Genomic DNA, 17,213 nt, shown 5'->3' with positions numbered 1-17,213 from the left:
GGCCTAGGCTTACTTTTCGTTCAAAAAGTTATAGTCATCATAAGAGAGCAGGCCAAACTTCCGTACCAGCCGGGAGCCCACGCTCACTTCTGCAAGGTCATATGCATGAATCCATTGGCATTTGTCGGGGCAACGCCCAATAATATCAAAGCATTGCCCTGCTGGAATGTAATATTCTTCATAGGGGACAAGCTTGATGATCTGCCCGTTCATACTTAAAAACATGCCTGAGGTCAGGGCAACAAAGACCTCTTCAGATTCTGCAAATAGGTTTCTCCAAATCCGGCCTGGAGTATCTATTTGATGATGATAGGCGTAACCGCGCTCTCGGAAACTGGCTTGTAGTTCCTGTATCTGTTGTTCTGTTTCGGACAGTTCAGGTAATAACAAGCAGTGCTCCTCTAAAAATAAGACCTTTGACTAGATCAAGAAAAATGGGCTAAAGCCATCGTCAAACAGTAGTTTGACTACAAAAAGGAATGTGGCAATCTAATAGCATTCAATATCGCAACCTTGGGTATTGCAATACCCAATATTTGCACCAACTTATTCGTGGTGGGTTATTATAAAGTAATAGAATGCCCTCATGTGCGTAATCCCAAAAGTTGTTGGAAAAACAATGCAGTTTGCAACCCAACAGTGGTTAGAAGAGTGGTTCGCCCCCCTTGCCCCAAGCGAGGGCGTGAGCGCATCCAGACATGAATGTGTAGAAGTGATTCGCATAACAGCGGCGACAAAGCCCCGCGCAGTTATGTTTTCACCAAGCATTAGAATCGTTTTTCAGGGCTTGGTTAAAGGTCACCTGGGCAGCCAAAGCTTTCTGTACTCCCAACAGAGCTATGTTGCGCTTGTGTCTCCGATCCCGCTTGAGGTCGAAGTTGTAGAAGCTTCGCGAGAGAAACCTCTCTTTGCCGTAAATATTTCTATTGATATCAATGTTCTAGCGGAGCTAATGCTCCTCATTGAACAGGAGCCTGTAGAATTTGAGTACGGTGAAGCGCTTGGTAGACCGGCTCACTTGCCTGAAGATGCGTTATTCTCTATTTGCCGTTTGCTTCAAACGCTAAGTAGCGAAGAACAAACGAAAATTCTGGCTGACAACTATTATCGCGAGTTTTTGTACCATGTCCTCAAGTCCGAGTATGGTGCCAGCCTGCGAGTGTTGTTCCAAAACAGCGAGAAATCACAGGGTATTGCGCGAGTTCTTCAAGTATTGCATGACGATTTCTCAACAAACTTGAGCGTCGATGAAATGGCGAAGATGGCGTGCATGAGTATCTCGGCGTTTCATGCTGGCTTTAAAGTGGCGACGGGCCTTTCTCCGTTGCAATATGTGAAGTCAATTCGGTTGCATAAAGCGCGCTCTATGATGCTGAGCCAAAATATGAGCGCCAGCCAGGCAGCATACCGTGTTGGTTATGCAAGCCCGTCCCAGTTCAGCCGTGAGTTCAAACGGTTTTTTGGTAGTTCCCCGACACAGGAATCTGCCAAGTTCCGTACGATGGCGTAAAAGACGATTTGTTCGATTAAGGTTGTTGCACGTGCTTTGTGATAGCAGAAGCACGTGTTTTGCGTTGTACCTTCAAGTATCCTGCCTTGTGTCGCCGCAATATTAATGAGCATCAAGAGAAATGGTGAAGCGCTTGCAGATTAGCTGCGTGCCTTGCCTTGGAAAGTTGGAATGACAAAGACAATAGGCCCATCTTCGGGCCTTAAACTTTCTGCAGGCAGAACGGCCGTCATTGGTGCAATGCTGGTGACAATTGGCCCGCTTTCCCTGGCGCTTTATACTCCAGCCTTGCCGACTCTTGCTGAAACTTTTGATACGACCGCTTCTGTCATAAAACTCACTCTGACAGTTTATTTTGCGGGCTTTACGCTCGCACAGTTGCTGTGCGGTCCTTTATCAGATGCGTTTGGGCGGCGTCCTGTTATCCTTGGGTTCTTTAGCCTTTATCTGCTGGGAAGTATTCTGGCATGGCTGGCACCTTCTATCGAGGTGCTGCTGCTTGGCCGGTTGGTACAAGGGATCGGCGCATCAAGCGGCATTGCTGTTGCGCGTGCAATTGTTCGTGACCAGTTTTCTGGAGAAGTTGGCGCACGCATCATGAATTTGATGGCCGTGATTTTGGGGATCGGGCCAGCGCTGTCTCCGAGTATCGGTGCGCTTACAATGAACGCTTTTGGGTGGCAGGCGATCTTTATTCTGATGGTTGTCTATGCCTCGTTTATTTTGCTGATGACATTGACGATTGTGCCAGAAACAAACGCTTATCGAAATGTCGCGCTTATTCGCCCCAAGAAAATGTTAGCGTCCTACTGGACCTTACTACGGTCGTTTGAATTCATGCAGCCCGCACTCATCCTTGGGTTCACAATCGGCGTTATTTATACGCTTGCATCCATTTTGCCATTTGTGTTGATTGAGCGGCTTGGTCTTACGCCGTTGCAGTTCGGTCTGGGCATGGTGTTTCAATCTGGCTCGTTCTTTGCCGGTGGGGTTGCAACCAGGTTTCTGCTCAGGTGGTTTAATGCAGAAGAGCTGCTTGCCCCGGCTTTGGTTTTGAGTGCCGTAGGTGGGCTGGCATTGTTTGGTGTAACCCAGTTTGACCAGCTGAGTTTCCTCAGCATCATGATCCCGATTGGTGTATTTGCGTTTGGTGCCTCGATGGCACTGCCTGCGCTCTCTATGCGCGGAATGGATCCATTTCCTGAGATTGCCGGTGCTGCTTCTGCGCTGATGGGCTTCATTCAGATGGCAGGCGGTTTCTTCGGCAGCCTCGTCACCGCGGTTATTGTGCAAGACTCGGTTGCAGCACTTGGTCTGGTTATGCCGAGCATGGCCTTAATCGCGCTGTGCCTTCTATTCGTGCCGCGTAAAAAGCCAACATTAGAAGAGCAGTCGCTCATCCCTTAATAATGCTCGCGGTAAGCAGTGATAGTCTACACCCAGCACTTATTGCAAAGTCGTCGGTATGGCGCTTATTTTGCTGGAAACGAAGGCAAGGGGAGGCTATGAGGGGCCAGGAATTGGGAGGGAACCCTTATGGCAGAGTTTGATCATGGATTTCTGGAGAGCTCTCAGCGTCCGCTCGTCATGGGCATATTGAATGTCACTCCAGATAGCTTTTCCGATGGCGGTCAGTTTGATGCGCCAGCAATGGCGTTGGCGCACGCGCGTGAAATGATCGCTGAGGGCGCTGATATCATTGATGTTGGCGGTGAAAGCACGCGGCCCGGAGCGACTATCGTTCAGGAGCATGACGAGCTGGAGCGTGTTCTTCCGGTTCTAGAGCTGATCAAAGAACTTCCCGTACTAATTTCTATTGATACTTATAAGGCGTGTGTTGCTGCTGAAGCTTGCAAAGCTGGAGCGCATATCGTGAATGACGTTTGGGGTTTGCAAAAAGACCCTGAGATGGCTGGTGCTGTGGCGGATGCTGGGGTGCCAGTGATTATGATGCATAACCGCACTGAGGTGGATGAGAAGCTGGATATCATGAGTGATATCGACCGCTTCTTTGAGAAGTCTTTAAGGCTTGCTTCTGATGCAGGCATTCCAGAGGAACTCCAGGTTCTTGATCCAGGTTTCGGCTTCGGGAAAACTCTCCAGCAGAACTATCAGGTTTTGAGCAGACTAACGGAGCTGCAAAAATTTGGCTGTCCTATCCTTGCAGGGGCTTCGCGCAAGCGGATGATTGGGCATGTGTTGAATAATGAAGCTCAAGAGCGCATGGCGGGCACGCTTGCAGTACACACGCTTGCACTTCAAAACGGGGCACAGATTTTGCGCGTGCATGATGTGAAGCCACATGTAGATGCTGTACGCATTTTCCAAGCAATGAAAGAGCTCGGCGGGGATCTGCGCTGAGCTGATGCCTTTGAGGTTGGAGGCACAAACTGGAACTCGTTTGTGCGCGCTGCTGGTGAGTTGGTATCGCTTGAAGGCTGGTGAGTTTCGCTCAACCCCACGCACAGAGCGCTATAAGTTGTTATGCTTATGTGCTTCTCATTAGTAATATTGAGCCCTCTTCGAAGAGGGGCTAAAAGAGAACCCTTCAGCGAAAATCCTTGTTGATATAGGGCAGCTCTTAAAAAACTTGAGCCAAAACCCCAGAATTTCCTTGGTTAGTTTTTCTCTCAGGCCTATAATTTACTGGCTAATTATTGGGGCCCAATCGTTAACCCACAAGTTATGTGTCTGATCCGCTTTGAGCGGTGAAGCCTTCTTGGTTGCACATTGTGGCGCTCTGAACATGCCGATTGGCAAGTCAGGGCAGATTGCGCCCGAGAAGTGAGGTGAGTTCAAGTGAATAATAAAACTGGTTTGATTTTTATCGCGGCGCTGGTTTTGTTAGGGGCTTATTTCTCGATTAACCCAAGTCCGTACTTATTCTTGGAGCTCGGCCCTTTTGAGCTGGCACAGGCACTCTTGATGGTTGCAAGCACACTGGTGTGGGGCAGGTTGGCAATCAACAAAAAGAAGCAGGCTGTACAAGGTGAGAGCATTCATTACACGATCGCTGTGTTTTTCGCGATGCTTAGTTTTGTCGTGCTTGGACGGGAGACCTCGTTTTTAAAGGTCTATGGGGCTGAAAGAAGCCTTGAACTCGGGCTGATGATTCTCACTGGTGTTATTGTAACTCCAATCCTAGGTGTTGTTGTTATTAAGTGGCTTCGGAATATAAGCTGCTCCTGGCAATTGTTCCGTGGCTTTATGGCTACTCCAAACTTTTTCTGGGCAATCGCTTCATTTGTGTTCGTTCTCCTTGGTGACTTTTTTGAAAAAGAGCTGCTTCCTATTCAGTCCAACCTTGTTTGGGAGGAAATGTTTGAGCTGATGGGTTATTTTGCTATATTGGTCGCGGGTTTGATTTCCGAGGATAGCGTTAGCTCTGCAAAAGCTATTGGGCAAGAAGTTGCTATAACTGAGGCTATCTCCTGATACAGAGGGTTGTGATCAACCTCCTCAGAAAACACGACTAGACAGCAGCGAATAATGACACAAGAAAAGATTGTTGCAGCCCTTGGTTTGGGGTCAAACCTTGGCGACACAAAATCGAATATCGACAGCGCGGTGGCCGCACTGGATGCTGTCGAGGGAATATCTGTCCTACAGAAATCTTCAGACTACCGCACGCCCCCCTGGGGGCCTGTGCCGCAAGATGATTATCGCAATTGTTGTATTATTGTGGAGACCGTTCTTTCACCGCGCGCACTCTTGAATGCGGGACTGGACGTTGAAAAGCAGCTCGGCCGCGTGCGTGACGTGCGTTGGGGCCCTCGTACCATCGATATCGATTTGTTGATCTACGACCATGCAAGTGTCGAGGAAGAGGGACTTCAGGTGCCGCATCCTCGTATGGGAGAGCGGGCTTTTGTTTTGATACCGCTCACCGAAATTTGGTCTGAGGCTCCGCTTTTGGGTGGACAGACGGCGGCAGCAGCTCTTGAAGTATGTATAGATAAGGAAGGCATCTACAAATTGTAGGTGCCTTCACATTGCTTAAAGCGCTTTAAGCCTGAGCCGGTACCTGGTTTAGGGAATGGGCACTAGGCGGGCTTCATTCGGGCGACGAGATTATCTTTCAAGATGAACTGATGATATAGCGCGCCAATCACGTGTAGAGCGAACGAGGCAAGTAGCACTGGCGCTGCAAGGCCGTGAACCGCAGCCGGTGAGATCGTGATGTGTTCCGGCCATGCCTGCCAGTCTCCTGCAATTGCCAGTTCCATTAGCCCTGCTAGCAACGACATGCTCATGCCAGACAGGACGAGGGCGAGTGGTGCCAGATAGAGAAGCAGGTGGATCAGTCGTGAGAGGCTGATCATAACAATTCCCCATTTTGGGTCTGGTTTGGGGCGCGGATGCTTAAACAGTAAAATGATGCGGTAGACCAGAAAAAGGCCAGTAAGAGCCCCGAGCCCTGCGTGTGACATGAAGATGTTAAGCTTCTCAGGAGATGCGGCTGTATCTTCCATTACTTTCCCAAGAACGAATACAGCAATGATTGTGACGGCGAACAACCAGTGAAGGATGATCGTCGGGCGGGTATATTTACGTGGTACAGACATTAGAATCACCTTTGGCGGTAGGACTGAAATGATTTTAATTTACATGTAAATTAGAAGTCAATAATATAATAAATTCAAAGTATTCAGGAATTCAATGACCGAAAAGATCTCATATTTACCTTCTATGGGTCGATTGCTTCACGCGCTTTCCGACGCTGCTTGTGCGCTGGCAGAAGACTACTTACGTCCCTACGAGCTATCATTAGCGCAATGGGTCGTGCTTTCTGCTTTATGGAGGCAAGATGGGTTGAGTGTATCGACGCTCTCGGAATATTCGGGAAAGAAAACGGCTGCGCTTTCTCGTTTGTTGGACCGTATGGAGAGCAAGGGACTGGTTGGCCGAAATACGGTGGAGGATGATAAAAGGCTGGTTAAGATCCATCTGACACCTAAGGGCCAAGAACTGTCTCATCTTATCGATATGTACCAACACGTGAACGGGGTTCTTCTCTCTGACTTTTCCGAGGATGAGAAAAAGCAACTGATGCCAATGCTTGAGCGAATGCTCAAGTACGCCAACAAACATGCCAAAAAGCCCTAAAACATGAAGGCCTCGTCAAAGGAGCTTGGCAAAGTCGTGTTATCGCACAAAAGAAAATTCATGAAACGGCATTTTTGCACTTGAAGCTACAGCGACTAGAGGTCTTATCTTCTCTTGCAATGAAGAAATTGCATGGAGCGGAAGATGTCCAACGCAGAAACTCGAGGCCAACAGATTTTGCCTGATGATTTGGAGGAGCAACACACCAAAGGGTGCTGTTCTGGCAAAAGCGAAGCAGAGGAGCAGAAGACCTCCTGCTGCACCTCTCATGAAACGGCTGCCAAAAGCGAATGCTGCTCCGCTGAAGATAAACATGAGGAAACCGCTGTTCATGTGCACACTGGCTGTGGGTGTGCCAGCAAGGATGAAGCGGCTATTCCTGATGTAACCAACTGGAAAGGCTCTCGTTCGTTTCGCGTTGAGGGTCTGTGCTGTGCAGAAGAGATGAGTATTCTTCGCCGCGTGGTTGGGCCAGTCGTTGGCGACCCTGAATACCTTGCCTTTGATGTTTTGAACGGAAAGATGATCGTATCTCCCGTTGCTCGGGGCGTTGCGGATGACTTGATCGTCAAAGCCGTGAACACTACGGGTATGAAAGCTGCGTTGTTTATTGAACAGGAAGCAGCTGATGCGCGTGCAAAACAACACTGGCGCCTTGGAACGTTCACCGTTGCTAGTGGCTTATTTTGGGCAGCCGCTCTCATCGTTCAAGTCGCTTATTATGTTTCTGGGACGAGCTCTGCGGATGTCTTCAGTATCTTTGAAAAAGTCCCGTCTGGACCCGTTGAAGTACTGTATATGCTTGCAATCGTTGCAGGTTTGAGGCTCGTGGCTCCTAAAGGGTGGTATGCGCTGAAAACGTTGCGACCTGATATGAACCTTTTGATGCTGGTTGCCGTTGCTGGTGCAATTGGTATTGGCGAATGGTTTGAAGGTGCCACGGTTGCTTTCCTGTTTTCGCTCTCCCTTTATCTGGAAAGCTGGAGCGTTGGGCGGGCACGCAAGGCCGTTGCCGCGCTTATGGATATTGCACCAAGTGTCGTGCGTTTGCTTAAGCCTAACGGGAGCGAAGAAGATGTTCCAGCCGACACTGTGAAGCCAGGCGCGACCTTTGTGGTGCGGGGTGGGGATCGTATCCCTCTTGATGGTGTTGTGCGCAAAGGTGTCGGTAGCGTCGATCAGGCTCCAATTACTGGTGAGAGTGTTCCGGTGATGAAGGAAGCTGGCGATGACGTGTATGCTGGTACCATCAACGGCGAGGGTAGCTTCGAGGTAGAAGCAACCAAAGGCGCAGATGATACCATGCTTGCGCGTATCATTCGGATGGTGAGTGAGGCGCAGGCCAGACGTGCAGCAGCAGAGCAGTGGGTTGAGAAGTTTGCTCGTGTTTACACTCCGGCAGTGATGGCACTGGCTATCTTGCTTGCTGTGGTTCCTCCGCTTGTATTTGGTGCAGCCTGGATGGACTGGTTCTATCGAGCACTCGTGTTGCTTGTGATTGCCTGCCCATGTGCCCTGGTTATTTCCACGCCTGTCTCTATCGTTGCTGGCCTTACCTCGGCAGCCCGTAATGGGGTGCTCATCAAAGGTGGCGTATTTCTGGAATTGCCAGCCAGGCTGAAGGCCTTGGCTTTCGATAAAACTGGTACCATCACTAATGGCCTGCCTGCAGTAACAGATGTTTACCCGCTGTCTGGTCATAGTGTTGAAGAGCTGCTTACGCGTGCTGCATCCTTGGAAGCGCGTAGCTCGCACCCATTGGCTGAAGCGATTTTGACGCGAGCGAAAGAAGATGGCGTTGAATACCAAACAGCTGAGAATGTAGAGTTGTTGCCAGGTCGCGGTCTCTCTGGCCAGCGCAATGGCAAGAGCTACTGGTTGGGGTCTCGTCGTTTCTTGAACGAAAAAGACTTTGATATTGGTGAAGCCGATGCCAAGGCAAGGGAGCTTGAAGCTGCCGGTAAAACGGTTGTTGCCGTCGGTACTGATGATCATGTCTGCGGTTTGATCGCACTTTCTGATACCATTCGCGATACTGCTCAGGAGCTGGTCGCCCAACTGCATGAAGCTGGTGTTGAAAAGCTGGTGATGCTGACCGGGGACAACAAAGCAACAGCAGAACGTGTTGCAGCTGCGGTTGGTATTGACGAAGTGCGGGCAGAGTTGCTGCCGGAAGATAAGGTTTCGCTGGTTGAGCAGCTCTCGCAGGAATACGAAACTGTTGGGATGATCGGTGATGGTGTGAACGATGCCCCTGCGATGGCGCGTGCTAGCTTCGGTGTGGCTATGGGGGCTATTGGCTCAGATGCTGCGATTGAAACGGCAGATATCGCGCTGATGAAAGATGATCTTTCTCGCCTGCCTTGGTTGATCCACCACTCTAAGCGGACCTTGAAAATTATTCATCAGAATATTGCCTTCGCGTTCATTGTGAAGGGTATTTTGGTCCTGCTGACAATGGTCGGATTTGCTAGTCTTTGGGCTGCTATTCTTGGTGATGTCGGTGCAACGCTTATCGTTGTGACGAACGCCATGAGGCTGTTGAAGGATAAGTAAGGCTAGTTTGCACCTTAGAAGAACAGTTAGGAAAAAAGCCGAGGCCCTTTGCGGGCCTCGGCTTTTTTTTATTTTACGAAGAGCGCTGTTTCGCTAGCGATCACAAGGTTGCGGCGACGTGCTGCGCCCATGATCAAGAACCAGTCTATCAGTGTCCAGATGCCCAGACCGCCTAAAGTGATGAGTTTCAAAATGCCAAGCACAACCTGGCTACAGTAGAAGCGATCAATGCCGAAGCTACCAAGGAACAGGCCAAGAACCAGCGCAACAACAGGGTTCTTTTCTTTACCTGCGAACAGCATGTCAAACTCTTCACGCTTGTCAGCTGAGACTGTGTCGCGAAGGGCTTTAAGCTGCATAAAGTAATTTGCTTTGTTCATAGTATGCCTTTTATTTGCAAATCAATGTGTTCAATTTCTTTTCAATCGATCGGCGGCAAACTACACTTTGTTTCTTAGAGCATGCAAGCTACATATTGCACTTTTGGCCTATAATTTATAGTTATTCCAATTTGATCAAACATCAGCTGATTGGGCCATGGTCATGAGGTTTTTTAAGCCACCAGCTGCCAGATGCTCGGCCTGCAATGACCCAGTAGACAAAACCCGCGATAAACCCAGCGGAAGCTGCAACAGAAGAGCCGGGTCGTAGGCCATCTACAGGTGGGGTAGGTGTTGCCGGGCCGGAAAAGGTGAAGATACTGCCGGTTTCGTTGGACGCATAAAAGAAATCAGCTGGAAATGTTCCGCCAATACTCCAGAGAATCAGGGCAATGATTCCACCTGCAGCAACGTGGTAGATCACGCTTTTCCATTTCATGAGTTCGGCAAACCCTATGGCAAACCCGCTTGGGATGAGCGAAAGCGCGCCGATGACGCTTGCAGAGATGAAGGTGCTCCATATGATGGCTAAAAGCTGAATGAGGTCTGCCTCAGCTCCGTCGTGAATTTTGAGGGTCTGAAAAAAGCCCCATGAGAGGAACAAGCCAGCTGCAATGAGTGCGAGCGAGAAACCAACAGCAATGCGGAGCAGCTGAAAGAAGAGCTTGGTTCCGTCGATCATAAATATGTTCCTTTGGTACATAGGGGGCAAGTTATTGCATCACAATGTGGGGCGCAGACTGCAACAACTCAACAGTCCAAATGCCAATTTTTTGGAATATGACTCGCCCCGACATTGAGGTAAAGCCGAGTGGTACAGTTCACTGTTTACTGTCAGTTCTTGTAAGCAGAGCCGCAACGCTAATGTAGTGAAATTCGTAGAGGTGCGGTGCCTGTCTTATCCGCTCTTCTGCACGGGCGTAGATGCTTTCGAGCAGTGCGTTGGCATTCGGCATTTCTCCTATGGCTCCTTTCAGTCCTGCTTCGGTAAAAGCTCTGAAGAAACCCGTCATTTGCTTGGCGTAGTTTGCTGCATCGCCGTCTTGTTTAAACTGTTCAACGAAGGGAACAAGCGTTTCATAACACTCTGCCTTCTCCACCCTGAAAAGTTGGCATAGGCGACCGATTCCCGGCGTTACAGGCTCCAAAAGTTGATCAAGGTTACGCAAATAAACAGGATGATAATAGCGCTCGTATAGGTCATGCGGGACTTTTCCTGATTCAACATGATCTCTCAAGGCATCATTGAGTGAATCAAGAAGGCCATCTGTGGTTGAGTGTTGATCATTTCGCCCAAATGATTGCAGTAGAAGCTTACCGCCAGCCTCGAGCTCTTCTGCACGTGCCTTGAGGAAGGCTTCTAAATCGCGCTGCGCCTGTTCATCGCAGGCTTTCCTTTCCTGTAGGGACATGGAGCCGTGCATTGTTAAAGGGCTTGGCCCATTGGGCAGAATATAACCGGGCATGCGCTGCAAAGGCCGCTGCGATAAGAAGGCAACGGAGTTGAACGAGAAGGCCATATGGACGGAGTGTGGCGGCAGAAGCTGGTTATACATAGAGCCGGGAACAATGCTGCCAAAAACCGATGACTGTGTGTAAGGCGGCCGCTCGTGATTTCCTATTGTATGCATCAAGGAGGAATAATCGTTGTCTGGCAGGTCACTATAGATCGTTTGAATTGGGTTTTTGCAGTGTTGTTGAGCTGCCTTCGCTAATTCAGTCATGATCTTTAAGGAGTTTGCGCCTTCAGAACAGCCAATGCCGACAAAGCACAAAGGGGTGTGCGCGCTCGGTATCGGCAGGGTTGTGGCTGCCTCTTGTAACCAGGGATGCAAATAGGCAATCGAAGACCACTGCGGAGCAGAGTGTTCGCTATAAAAGCCATGGCCCTTCATACCAGTGATAGTAGCTTTTTCTTGTGGGGGATGAATGGTTTCGGTCATGATCTAATGTCCAGATAATCGCACCTATTTGACTAGGGGTGATAACTAAACATCACCACATTATATAGGCAGAATTACGAAGGCCGGCGCTTTCTTAAGCGCCGGCCTTCTTAGTTTAATGCTGTTTTATGGGGTTCAGGCTTCGCCTTGGGCCTGCGCGTTTTCGAGAGCTTCACGCTCTGATTTGCGCAGACGTTCTGATGCTGACTTGAGCTGACCACACGCTGCAAAGATGTCTCGTCCGCGCGGTGTACGGATTGGAGATGCATAACCGGCACGATTTACAACGTCTGCGAACTCTTCAATCTGCTCCCAATCGGAACATTCATATGGAGAGCCTGGCCAAGGGTTAAATGGCAGCAGGTTGATCTTGGCAGGAATGCCTTTAAGCAGCTGAACCAGCTTTTTTGCATCCGTGAGGCTGTCGTTTACGCCTTTGAGCATGACGTATTCGAACGTGATACGCTTGGCGTTGGACAGGCCCGGGTAATTGCGGCAAGCATCAAGAAGCGTTTCCAGATTGTACTTCTTGTTGATCGGGACGAGCGTATTACGCAATTCGTCGTTTACCGCATGTAGTGAGATTGCCAGCATGCAGCCGATTTCATCACCAGTGCGGGCGATTTCCGGTGTCACGCCAGAAGTTGAGAGCGTGATGCGGCGCTTGGAGAGGGACAAGCCATCACCATCTGATGCGATCAGAAGCGCTTTTTTCACGTTCTCGAAGTTGTAGAGCGGTTCGCCCATGCCCATCATTACAATGTTTGTGATGCGGCGGCGGTTGGATGTAGAGGTATCCAGCCCACCTTCGGGTGCATCTGCATCCGGGAAGTCGTTAAGACGATCCTTTGCCAGCATTAGCTGTGCTAGGATTTCCTCTGCAGTGAGGTTGCGTACCATTTTCTGCGTGCCGGTGTGGCAGAAGGTGCAGGTGAGGGTACAGCCGACCTGTGAAGAGATACAAAGAGTTCCGCGGTCTTCTTCTGGAATGTAGACGGTTTCTACCTCAACCGGCTTACCTGCGCCGCGAGAGGGGAAACGGAACAGCCATTTACGCGTGCCATCCACGGAGACCTGTTCGGTAACGATCTCTGGACGGGCAATGGTAAAAGCGAACTCGAGCTTTGTACGCAAGTCTTTTGAGACATTGCTCATCTTACTAAAGTCAGAAATGCCGCGAACGTAGAGCCAGTGCCACAGCTGGTTAACGCGCATGCGGATCTGACGTTGCGGGACTCCTGCTGCAGCAAGTGCATTACCTAACTCTTCTCGGTCTAAACCGATCAAAGAGGGTTTTTCTTCCTGCACTTGTTTTGTTGCAGGAGGAGGTGTTGCTGCGCTGGTCGCCGCCGGATCAGCGGATTTGTGCGCGATGTCTAACGATACCGCCATGATCATTCACCAGTTGTTCTTAGATAGCTCTGCTTGAAGCTTTTGTGTTTTTCGTATTCCCGAAGACTGCACTCCTGTTTTCAGGGGCGCATTCGCTCGGGAACTATAGCAGGTTTATAAGCACCTGCTGCTTGCTACTTAAAATACGAGAGGCGGTCGCCAGCAGCAACCGCCTTTGTATTTGACACGCTTATAGCCGAAAATGCTTAGTTTGAAAATCCCAGATCTCAAATTGCGTAGCGGCAAGCAGGCGCAGGCAAGAGATCTATGTAATCTCAAAGAAAATTAAGCATACGGTGTCTTATCGACAAGCGCTCGATGCGTCTCCGACAGCAGCAGTGATGCCGCTTAAGGAAAACTTATAGGAAGTTTTGGTGCCGCGGGCAGACTCGCCAGAAAGAGACATAGAGCTGCCTGCCTTCATGGCATCGACCAGGCGCTTTTCTTCCGCAGCATTTTGAACCCAAGCACCGTCACCCTTGGTGAACATGGTGAACTGCTGGCCATCAACATTTGCTGTAACCAGAGAGCCTTCCTTAAATGGATAACCCACGATCAGGCTTGGTTCATTCGAGACACCTTCGCCGGGGCGGGTAGAAACGAAGAAAAAGACTTCGCCGTGATTCCTATCAGTCGGAAGCGACTGTGTTGGGGCGGATATGGCGTAACACACTTTACCACCGCTCTGGGTGTTAAAGGCGTAGGTTGCCCAATCCTTGTTTTCTTTCAAGAGGGCAGGAGACTGCGCATTTGCAGTCGCGCCCGAGATACCAAGAGCCAAAATGGCAGTTATCAGGATACGTACTAGCATCTTCTCCAAAACCGCGTTGCATACGACAAAATCTAAGATTTCGCGCGAAAACCCATAAAACTTGATGTTAGGGTTACTTTAAAGATGGTTACAAAAGGGTTGATACCCTGTTTTAACAGATGCAAAAAATATCTGCCTTTGAACCGCTGGGTGAATGCTGGCATTAAAATTCTGGCGGGAGTGTGGCACTCGCCGACATAAAATCAAGAGTGGATGTCCTAATAGATTTTTGGTGTAATTGTTTTACAGCAGTAAATATGAGTGCAGATGGTCAAGTTCCTTTAACTTACTGCAAAATAATAGTTATTTTCTGTGTGTTGGGAGGTGTGACTTAGGTGGTCTCAAGAAAATAGAGAGCGTTTTCCCTAGTAAAAAAATAGGGCAGCTTTCCACATAGTGTACACAGATTGAAAGAAAATACGTCCCGTAAGTGTCGTGGAATTACTAAATTGAAGCTGAGACCGCGCATGTGGGTACGAGGGAAGTTTCTTAAAAATTTATTCAAGGCATTTGTGATGAGGAGAAATATAGGCTGCTTTCAAGCGTTATATATCAAGAATAGCAACCTAATTTCGAATCACTCATGAGTTGCCGTCAAAGCCGGGAACTTTTCGCCCGCTTCTGAAAATTGGGGCTCCATGTACATGCTCTAAGAGTGGGTCCTTGGGAGCGCCAGCTGTTAGGGAGCGGTCTGCATACTTTCCATGAGCCATGTAACGATCATACAAAACCAAAGCGGCAGCCACCCCAACATTCAAGCAAAACTTGGTTGGGATTTTGACCACGTAGTCGCATCGGCTCTGCATCTCTTGAGAGAGGGAGCCGCGTTCTGGACCAAGCACATAAGCTGCCTGTAAGGGGTGGCCGAAGCTTGGAAGCTCGATTGCGTCGTCCGTGAGCTCAACACCAACCAGTTTACAGCCGCGTGGGAACTGCATCTCGTCAACTGAGTTCCAGGCAAAGTACGGCAAGTGATCAGGGCTTTTGGAGGTGTCGGCTTTCATCGCATGTCCAAGACCTTTGACATGGGCGTCGACTGTGAAAAAGTAGCTTGCTCCAAATGCGTGGCCTGTGCGCATAAGCGTGCCAACATTCATTGACTTGGAAAGCCCCTCGGAGCCAATAGCAAAATAACCGCGCATACCCAATTGTTCTCGTTGTTTATATTCGTGGTTACATACTCTCATCAGTGGCTTTTCTGCAAGTCCCGAGGGGCGGGCCGTGTTTTGGCTTTATGAAACTTGCACCAATGGCTGTTTTGAGCTTTGTGAGTGCTTGTGTAATTTTGGCCTGAAGAGAGAGGGCCACATATTATGAAAGCTGTTATCTGCGAAAAACTTGGTTCGCCTAATGATCTGGTTGTGCGTGAGCTGGAAGCCCCCAGTGTGGGAGCTGGAGAGGTGATGGTTCGTGTTAAAGCGGCCGCTCTCAACTACTTCGACACGCTCATTATTCAGGGTAAGTATCAGTTCAAGCCAGAGTTGCCATTTTCGCCAGGGGGAGAGCTGGCTGGTGTTGTTGAGGCTGTTGGAGACGGTGTCTCGCGATTTAAAGTAGGCGATCGCGTTGCCTCCTATACGAAATGGGGTGCGGCCAGAGAACTCTTTTTAGCCCGTGAGCATGATTGTGTTCGTGTGCCAGACGAGGTGCCACTTGAGCACGCCGCCGGGCTGCTCATTACTTATGGGACAGCGATTCATGGATTGAGAAGCAGGGCGCATTTACAAAGTGGTGAGAGTGTTGCTGTTCTTGGAGCTTCCGGCGGGGCAGGGCAGGCTGCGGTTGAAATTTCCAAATTAATGGGTGCGCGGGTGATCGCATGTGCCTCCAGTGAGGAAAAGCTTGCACATGCCAAAGCTTGCGGCGCTGATGTGCTGGTTAATTACACTGAAGGGGGCTTCAAGCAGAAGCTTAAAGACCTGACTGACGGCAAAGGGCTTGATGTTGTCTACGATACGATTGGTGGTGACCACTCAGAGAATGCATTGCGAGCGACAGCGTGGCGCGGTCGCTATCTTGTTGTGGGCTTTGCATCTGGAACAATCCAACGTATTCCCGCGAACCTGGCTCTTTTGAAAGGCTGCGATATTCTAGGTGTGTTTTGGGGGGATGCTGTCGTTCGCGAGCCCGAGGAGCATCACAGAGACTGCGCTCAGCTGTTCGAGTGGGTCGCTCAGGGCAAGCTTAAACCGCATATTCATGCGCAGTATTCACTGGAAGAGATCGCGCTTGGTTTGGAAGATATTACCAGTCGCAAAGCCAAGGGCAAAGTGCTGCTAATTCCATGACTTGCAGATAGAGTGAAAGCGGGAGGTGTCTCCCGCAATCTTTAAGTTAGTGGTTGCCGCCTTTCGCTGTCTGCAAAAGAACTTAGACTTCCAGAGTGGCCATAACAGGTGCGTGATCTGATGGTTTTTCCCAGCCGCGTGCGTCGCGTATAATCTGGACGTCTTTGGTATGCTGCGCTGTTTCAGGCGTCATCCAGACATGATCCAAACGTCGGCCTTTATTGGAGGTTGACCAGTCTTTGGCACGGTAGCTCCACCAGGTGTAAATTTTCTGATCCATCGGCATGTGTTTGCGCATGGTGTCGACATAACGGCCTGCCTCTCGAACGTCCTCAAGGCGCTGACACTCTAATGGGGTATGTGAAACGACCTTGATGAGTTGTTTATGGGACCAGACGTCATTTTCGTAGGGTGCGATATTGAGGTCGCCAACGACAATGGACTCGCCTTCAAAGTCTTTGAAGTAGGCCTCCATCTCATCCAGAAATTGCAGTTTATGCGCGAACTTCTCGTTCTTTTCCGGGTCAGGAATGTCTCCGCCTGCAGGTACATAAAAGTTATGAATGCGCACTTTACCACCATTGAAAGCAACGTCAGCTGCAATATGGCGTGTGTCTCCCATGTTGCAGAACTCTTTGCGTTCGACATTTTCAAGGGGCAGGCGCGAAAGGAACGCGACACCATGGTAGCCTTTTTGTCCATGCACCTCTACGTGACGATATCCCAACTTGTTGATTGCCGCGGTCGGGAAGCTTCCGTCTGGACATTTTGTTTCTTGTAAGCACAAAACGTCGGGTGCGTGGTCCAGCAACATTTTCTCCACGATGGGAAGACGGAGGCGGACTGAGTTAATGTTCCACGTTACAACTTTGAGACGGTTCGTCATTGGCGCATTTTTACCTGCTCTGGAGAATCATGGCCCTAAACTACGGGTCAGGCTAGGTTCTGGCTAGGAAAAATCGCAGATATTCGGGATTTTGTTCACGTTATATTCTTCAATGCGGGACGTAAATTGCTTCTAAAACCCGATGCTTTGTCAGGGCAGCTTGTTAGCGCCTTAATGGCACTCTTTTTCTGATTATGCTGACAGCGAGTTTTTGTCAGCTTGCGATTGGGATCAGAGACAGATGAAATATGCAATATTAGTAGGTTGTTGCATTGTCGTAGGTGCTGTGGCTCACCCTGCGAGTGCCAACGGTTTGTTCAAATGGTCCGGCTCCGTTGATA

At 49.6% G+C, this 17,213-nt stretch carries 17 protein-coding genes; 8 read left to right on the top strand and 9 right to left on the bottom strand.

Translation table 11 applies throughout. The features are described from left to right. Positions 1-9: 9 nt before the first annotated feature. On the bottom strand, positions 10-390 hold the full coding sequence (locus tag BMZ51_RS05485) for a hypothetical protein (protein WP_068007964.1): 381 nt from the start codon (positions 388-390) through the stop codon (positions 10-12). A gap of 229 nt (positions 391-619) precedes the next feature. Here BMZ51_RS05485 and BMZ51_RS05480 point away from each other — a divergent pair, with 229 nt between their 5' ends. From BMZ51_RS05480 to folK, 5 genes are all read left to right on the top strand, one after another. Then, entirely contained in the window at positions 620-1,510 is an 891-nt protein-coding gene (locus tag BMZ51_RS05480) for an AraC family transcriptional regulator (protein ID WP_208979318.1), read from the top strand. Positions 1,511-1,681: 171 nt separating this feature from the next. Beyond that, the gene (locus tag BMZ51_RS05475) at positions 1,682-2,917 is read left to right on the top strand and encodes a multidrug effflux MFS transporter (RefSeq protein WP_068007961.1); all 1,236 of its coding nucleotides are present in this window, start codon (positions 1,682-1,684) and stop codon (positions 2,915-2,917) included. Positions 2,918-3,046: 129 nt separating this feature from the next. Further along, positions 3,047-3,871 (top strand): dihydropteroate synthase, encoded by an 825-nt coding sequence (gene folP, locus BMZ51_RS05470; protein ID WP_068007959.1) that lies wholly within the window; start codon positions 3,047-3,049, stop codon positions 3,869-3,871. A gap of 438 nt (positions 3,872-4,309) precedes the next feature. Continuing rightward, a complete protein-coding gene (locus tag BMZ51_RS05465; protein ID WP_068007957.1) occupies positions 4,310-4,945 on the top strand; it encodes a hypothetical protein in 636 nt (211 codons plus the stop codon). A gap of 54 nt (positions 4,946-4,999) precedes the next feature. Then, a complete protein-coding gene (gene folK / locus BMZ51_RS05460; RefSeq protein ID WP_068007955.1) occupies positions 5,000-5,491 on the top strand; it encodes a 2-amino-4-hydroxy-6-hydroxymethyldihydropteridine diphosphokinase in 492 nt (163 codons plus the stop codon). Between the two features lie 62 nt (positions 5,492-5,553). Here the strand turns inward: folK and BMZ51_RS05455 are convergent, their stop codons facing one another. Continuing rightward, entirely contained in the window at positions 5,554-6,075 is a 522-nt protein-coding gene (locus tag BMZ51_RS05455) for a cytochrome b (protein ID WP_068007953.1), read from the bottom strand. Positions 6,076-6,169: 94 nt separating this feature from the next. On the opposite strand from BMZ51_RS05455, the gene BMZ51_RS05450 reads away from it, so the two are divergent. Both BMZ51_RS05450 and BMZ51_RS05445 read left to right on the top strand, forming a co-directional pair. Further along, the gene (locus BMZ51_RS05450; RefSeq protein WP_068007949.1) at positions 6,170-6,616 is read left to right on the top strand and encodes a MarR family winged helix-turn-helix transcriptional regulator; all 447 of its coding nucleotides are present in this window, start codon (positions 6,170-6,172) and stop codon (positions 6,614-6,616) included. Positions 6,617-6,760: 144 nt separating this feature from the next. After that, the gene (locus BMZ51_RS05445; protein ID WP_208979317.1) at positions 6,761-9,172 is read left to right on the top strand and encodes a heavy metal translocating P-type ATPase; all 2,412 of its coding nucleotides are present in this window, start codon (positions 6,761-6,763) and stop codon (positions 9,170-9,172) included. Between the two features lie 68 nt (positions 9,173-9,240). Here BMZ51_RS05445 and BMZ51_RS05440 read toward each other — a convergent pair whose 3' ends face one another. From BMZ51_RS05440 to BMZ51_RS05415, 6 genes are all read right to left on the bottom strand, one after another. Next, on the bottom strand, positions 9,241-9,552 hold the full coding sequence (locus BMZ51_RS05440; RefSeq protein WP_068007942.1) for a TM2 domain-containing protein: 312 nt from the start codon (positions 9,550-9,552) through the stop codon (positions 9,241-9,243). A gap of 142 nt (positions 9,553-9,694) precedes the next feature. After that, on the bottom strand, positions 9,695-10,234 hold the full coding sequence (locus BMZ51_RS05435) for a translation initiation factor 3 (protein WP_068007940.1): 540 nt from the start codon (positions 10,232-10,234) through the stop codon (positions 9,695-9,697). Positions 10,235-10,373: 139 nt separating this feature from the next. Then, positions 10,374-11,495 carry a class I SAM-dependent methyltransferase gene (locus tag BMZ51_RS05430; protein ID WP_068007938.1) on the bottom strand — a complete coding sequence of 374 codons (1,122 nt, stop codon included), beginning with the start codon at positions 11,493-11,495 and terminating at the stop codon, positions 10,374-10,376. A gap of 135 nt (positions 11,496-11,630) precedes the next feature. Next, entirely contained in the window at positions 11,631-12,887 is a 1,257-nt protein-coding gene (gene rlmN / locus BMZ51_RS05425) for a dual-specificity RNA methyltransferase RlmN (RefSeq protein WP_068007985.1), read from the bottom strand. Between the two features lie 301 nt (positions 12,888-13,188). Further along, entirely contained in the window at positions 13,189-13,698 is a 510-nt protein-coding gene (locus BMZ51_RS05420) for an invasion associated locus B family protein (protein ID WP_208979316.1), read from the bottom strand. A 581-nt stretch (positions 13,699-14,279) separates the two neighbouring features. Continuing rightward, positions 14,280-14,840 carry an RNA methyltransferase gene (locus BMZ51_RS05415; protein ID WP_068007935.1) on the bottom strand — a complete coding sequence of 187 codons (561 nt, stop codon included), beginning with the start codon at positions 14,838-14,840 and terminating at the stop codon, positions 14,280-14,282. 171 nt (positions 14,841-15,011) lie between these two features. On the opposite strand from BMZ51_RS05415, the gene BMZ51_RS05410 reads away from it, so the two are divergent. Further along, positions 15,012-15,986, top strand: coding sequence for an NADPH:quinone oxidoreductase family protein (locus tag BMZ51_RS05410; protein ID WP_068007932.1), 975 nt, complete (start codon positions 15,012-15,014; stop codon positions 15,984-15,986). Between the two features lie 82 nt (positions 15,987-16,068). Here BMZ51_RS05410 and xth read toward each other — a convergent pair whose 3' ends face one another. Next, entirely contained in the window at positions 16,069-16,872 is an 804-nt protein-coding gene (gene xth / locus BMZ51_RS05405; protein ID WP_074881854.1) for an exodeoxyribonuclease III, read from the bottom strand. Positions 16,873-17,213: the final 341 nt, after the last annotated feature.

The sequence above is a fragment of the Pseudovibrio axinellae genome (genome assembly GCF_900110875.1).
Classification (GTDB): Bacteria; Pseudomonadota; Alphaproteobacteria; order Rhizobiales; family Stappiaceae; genus Pseudovibrio; species Pseudovibrio axinellae.
The sequence above is the reverse complement of the archived record's forward strand: the minus strand, read 5'-3'. Positions and strand labels throughout refer to the sequence as shown.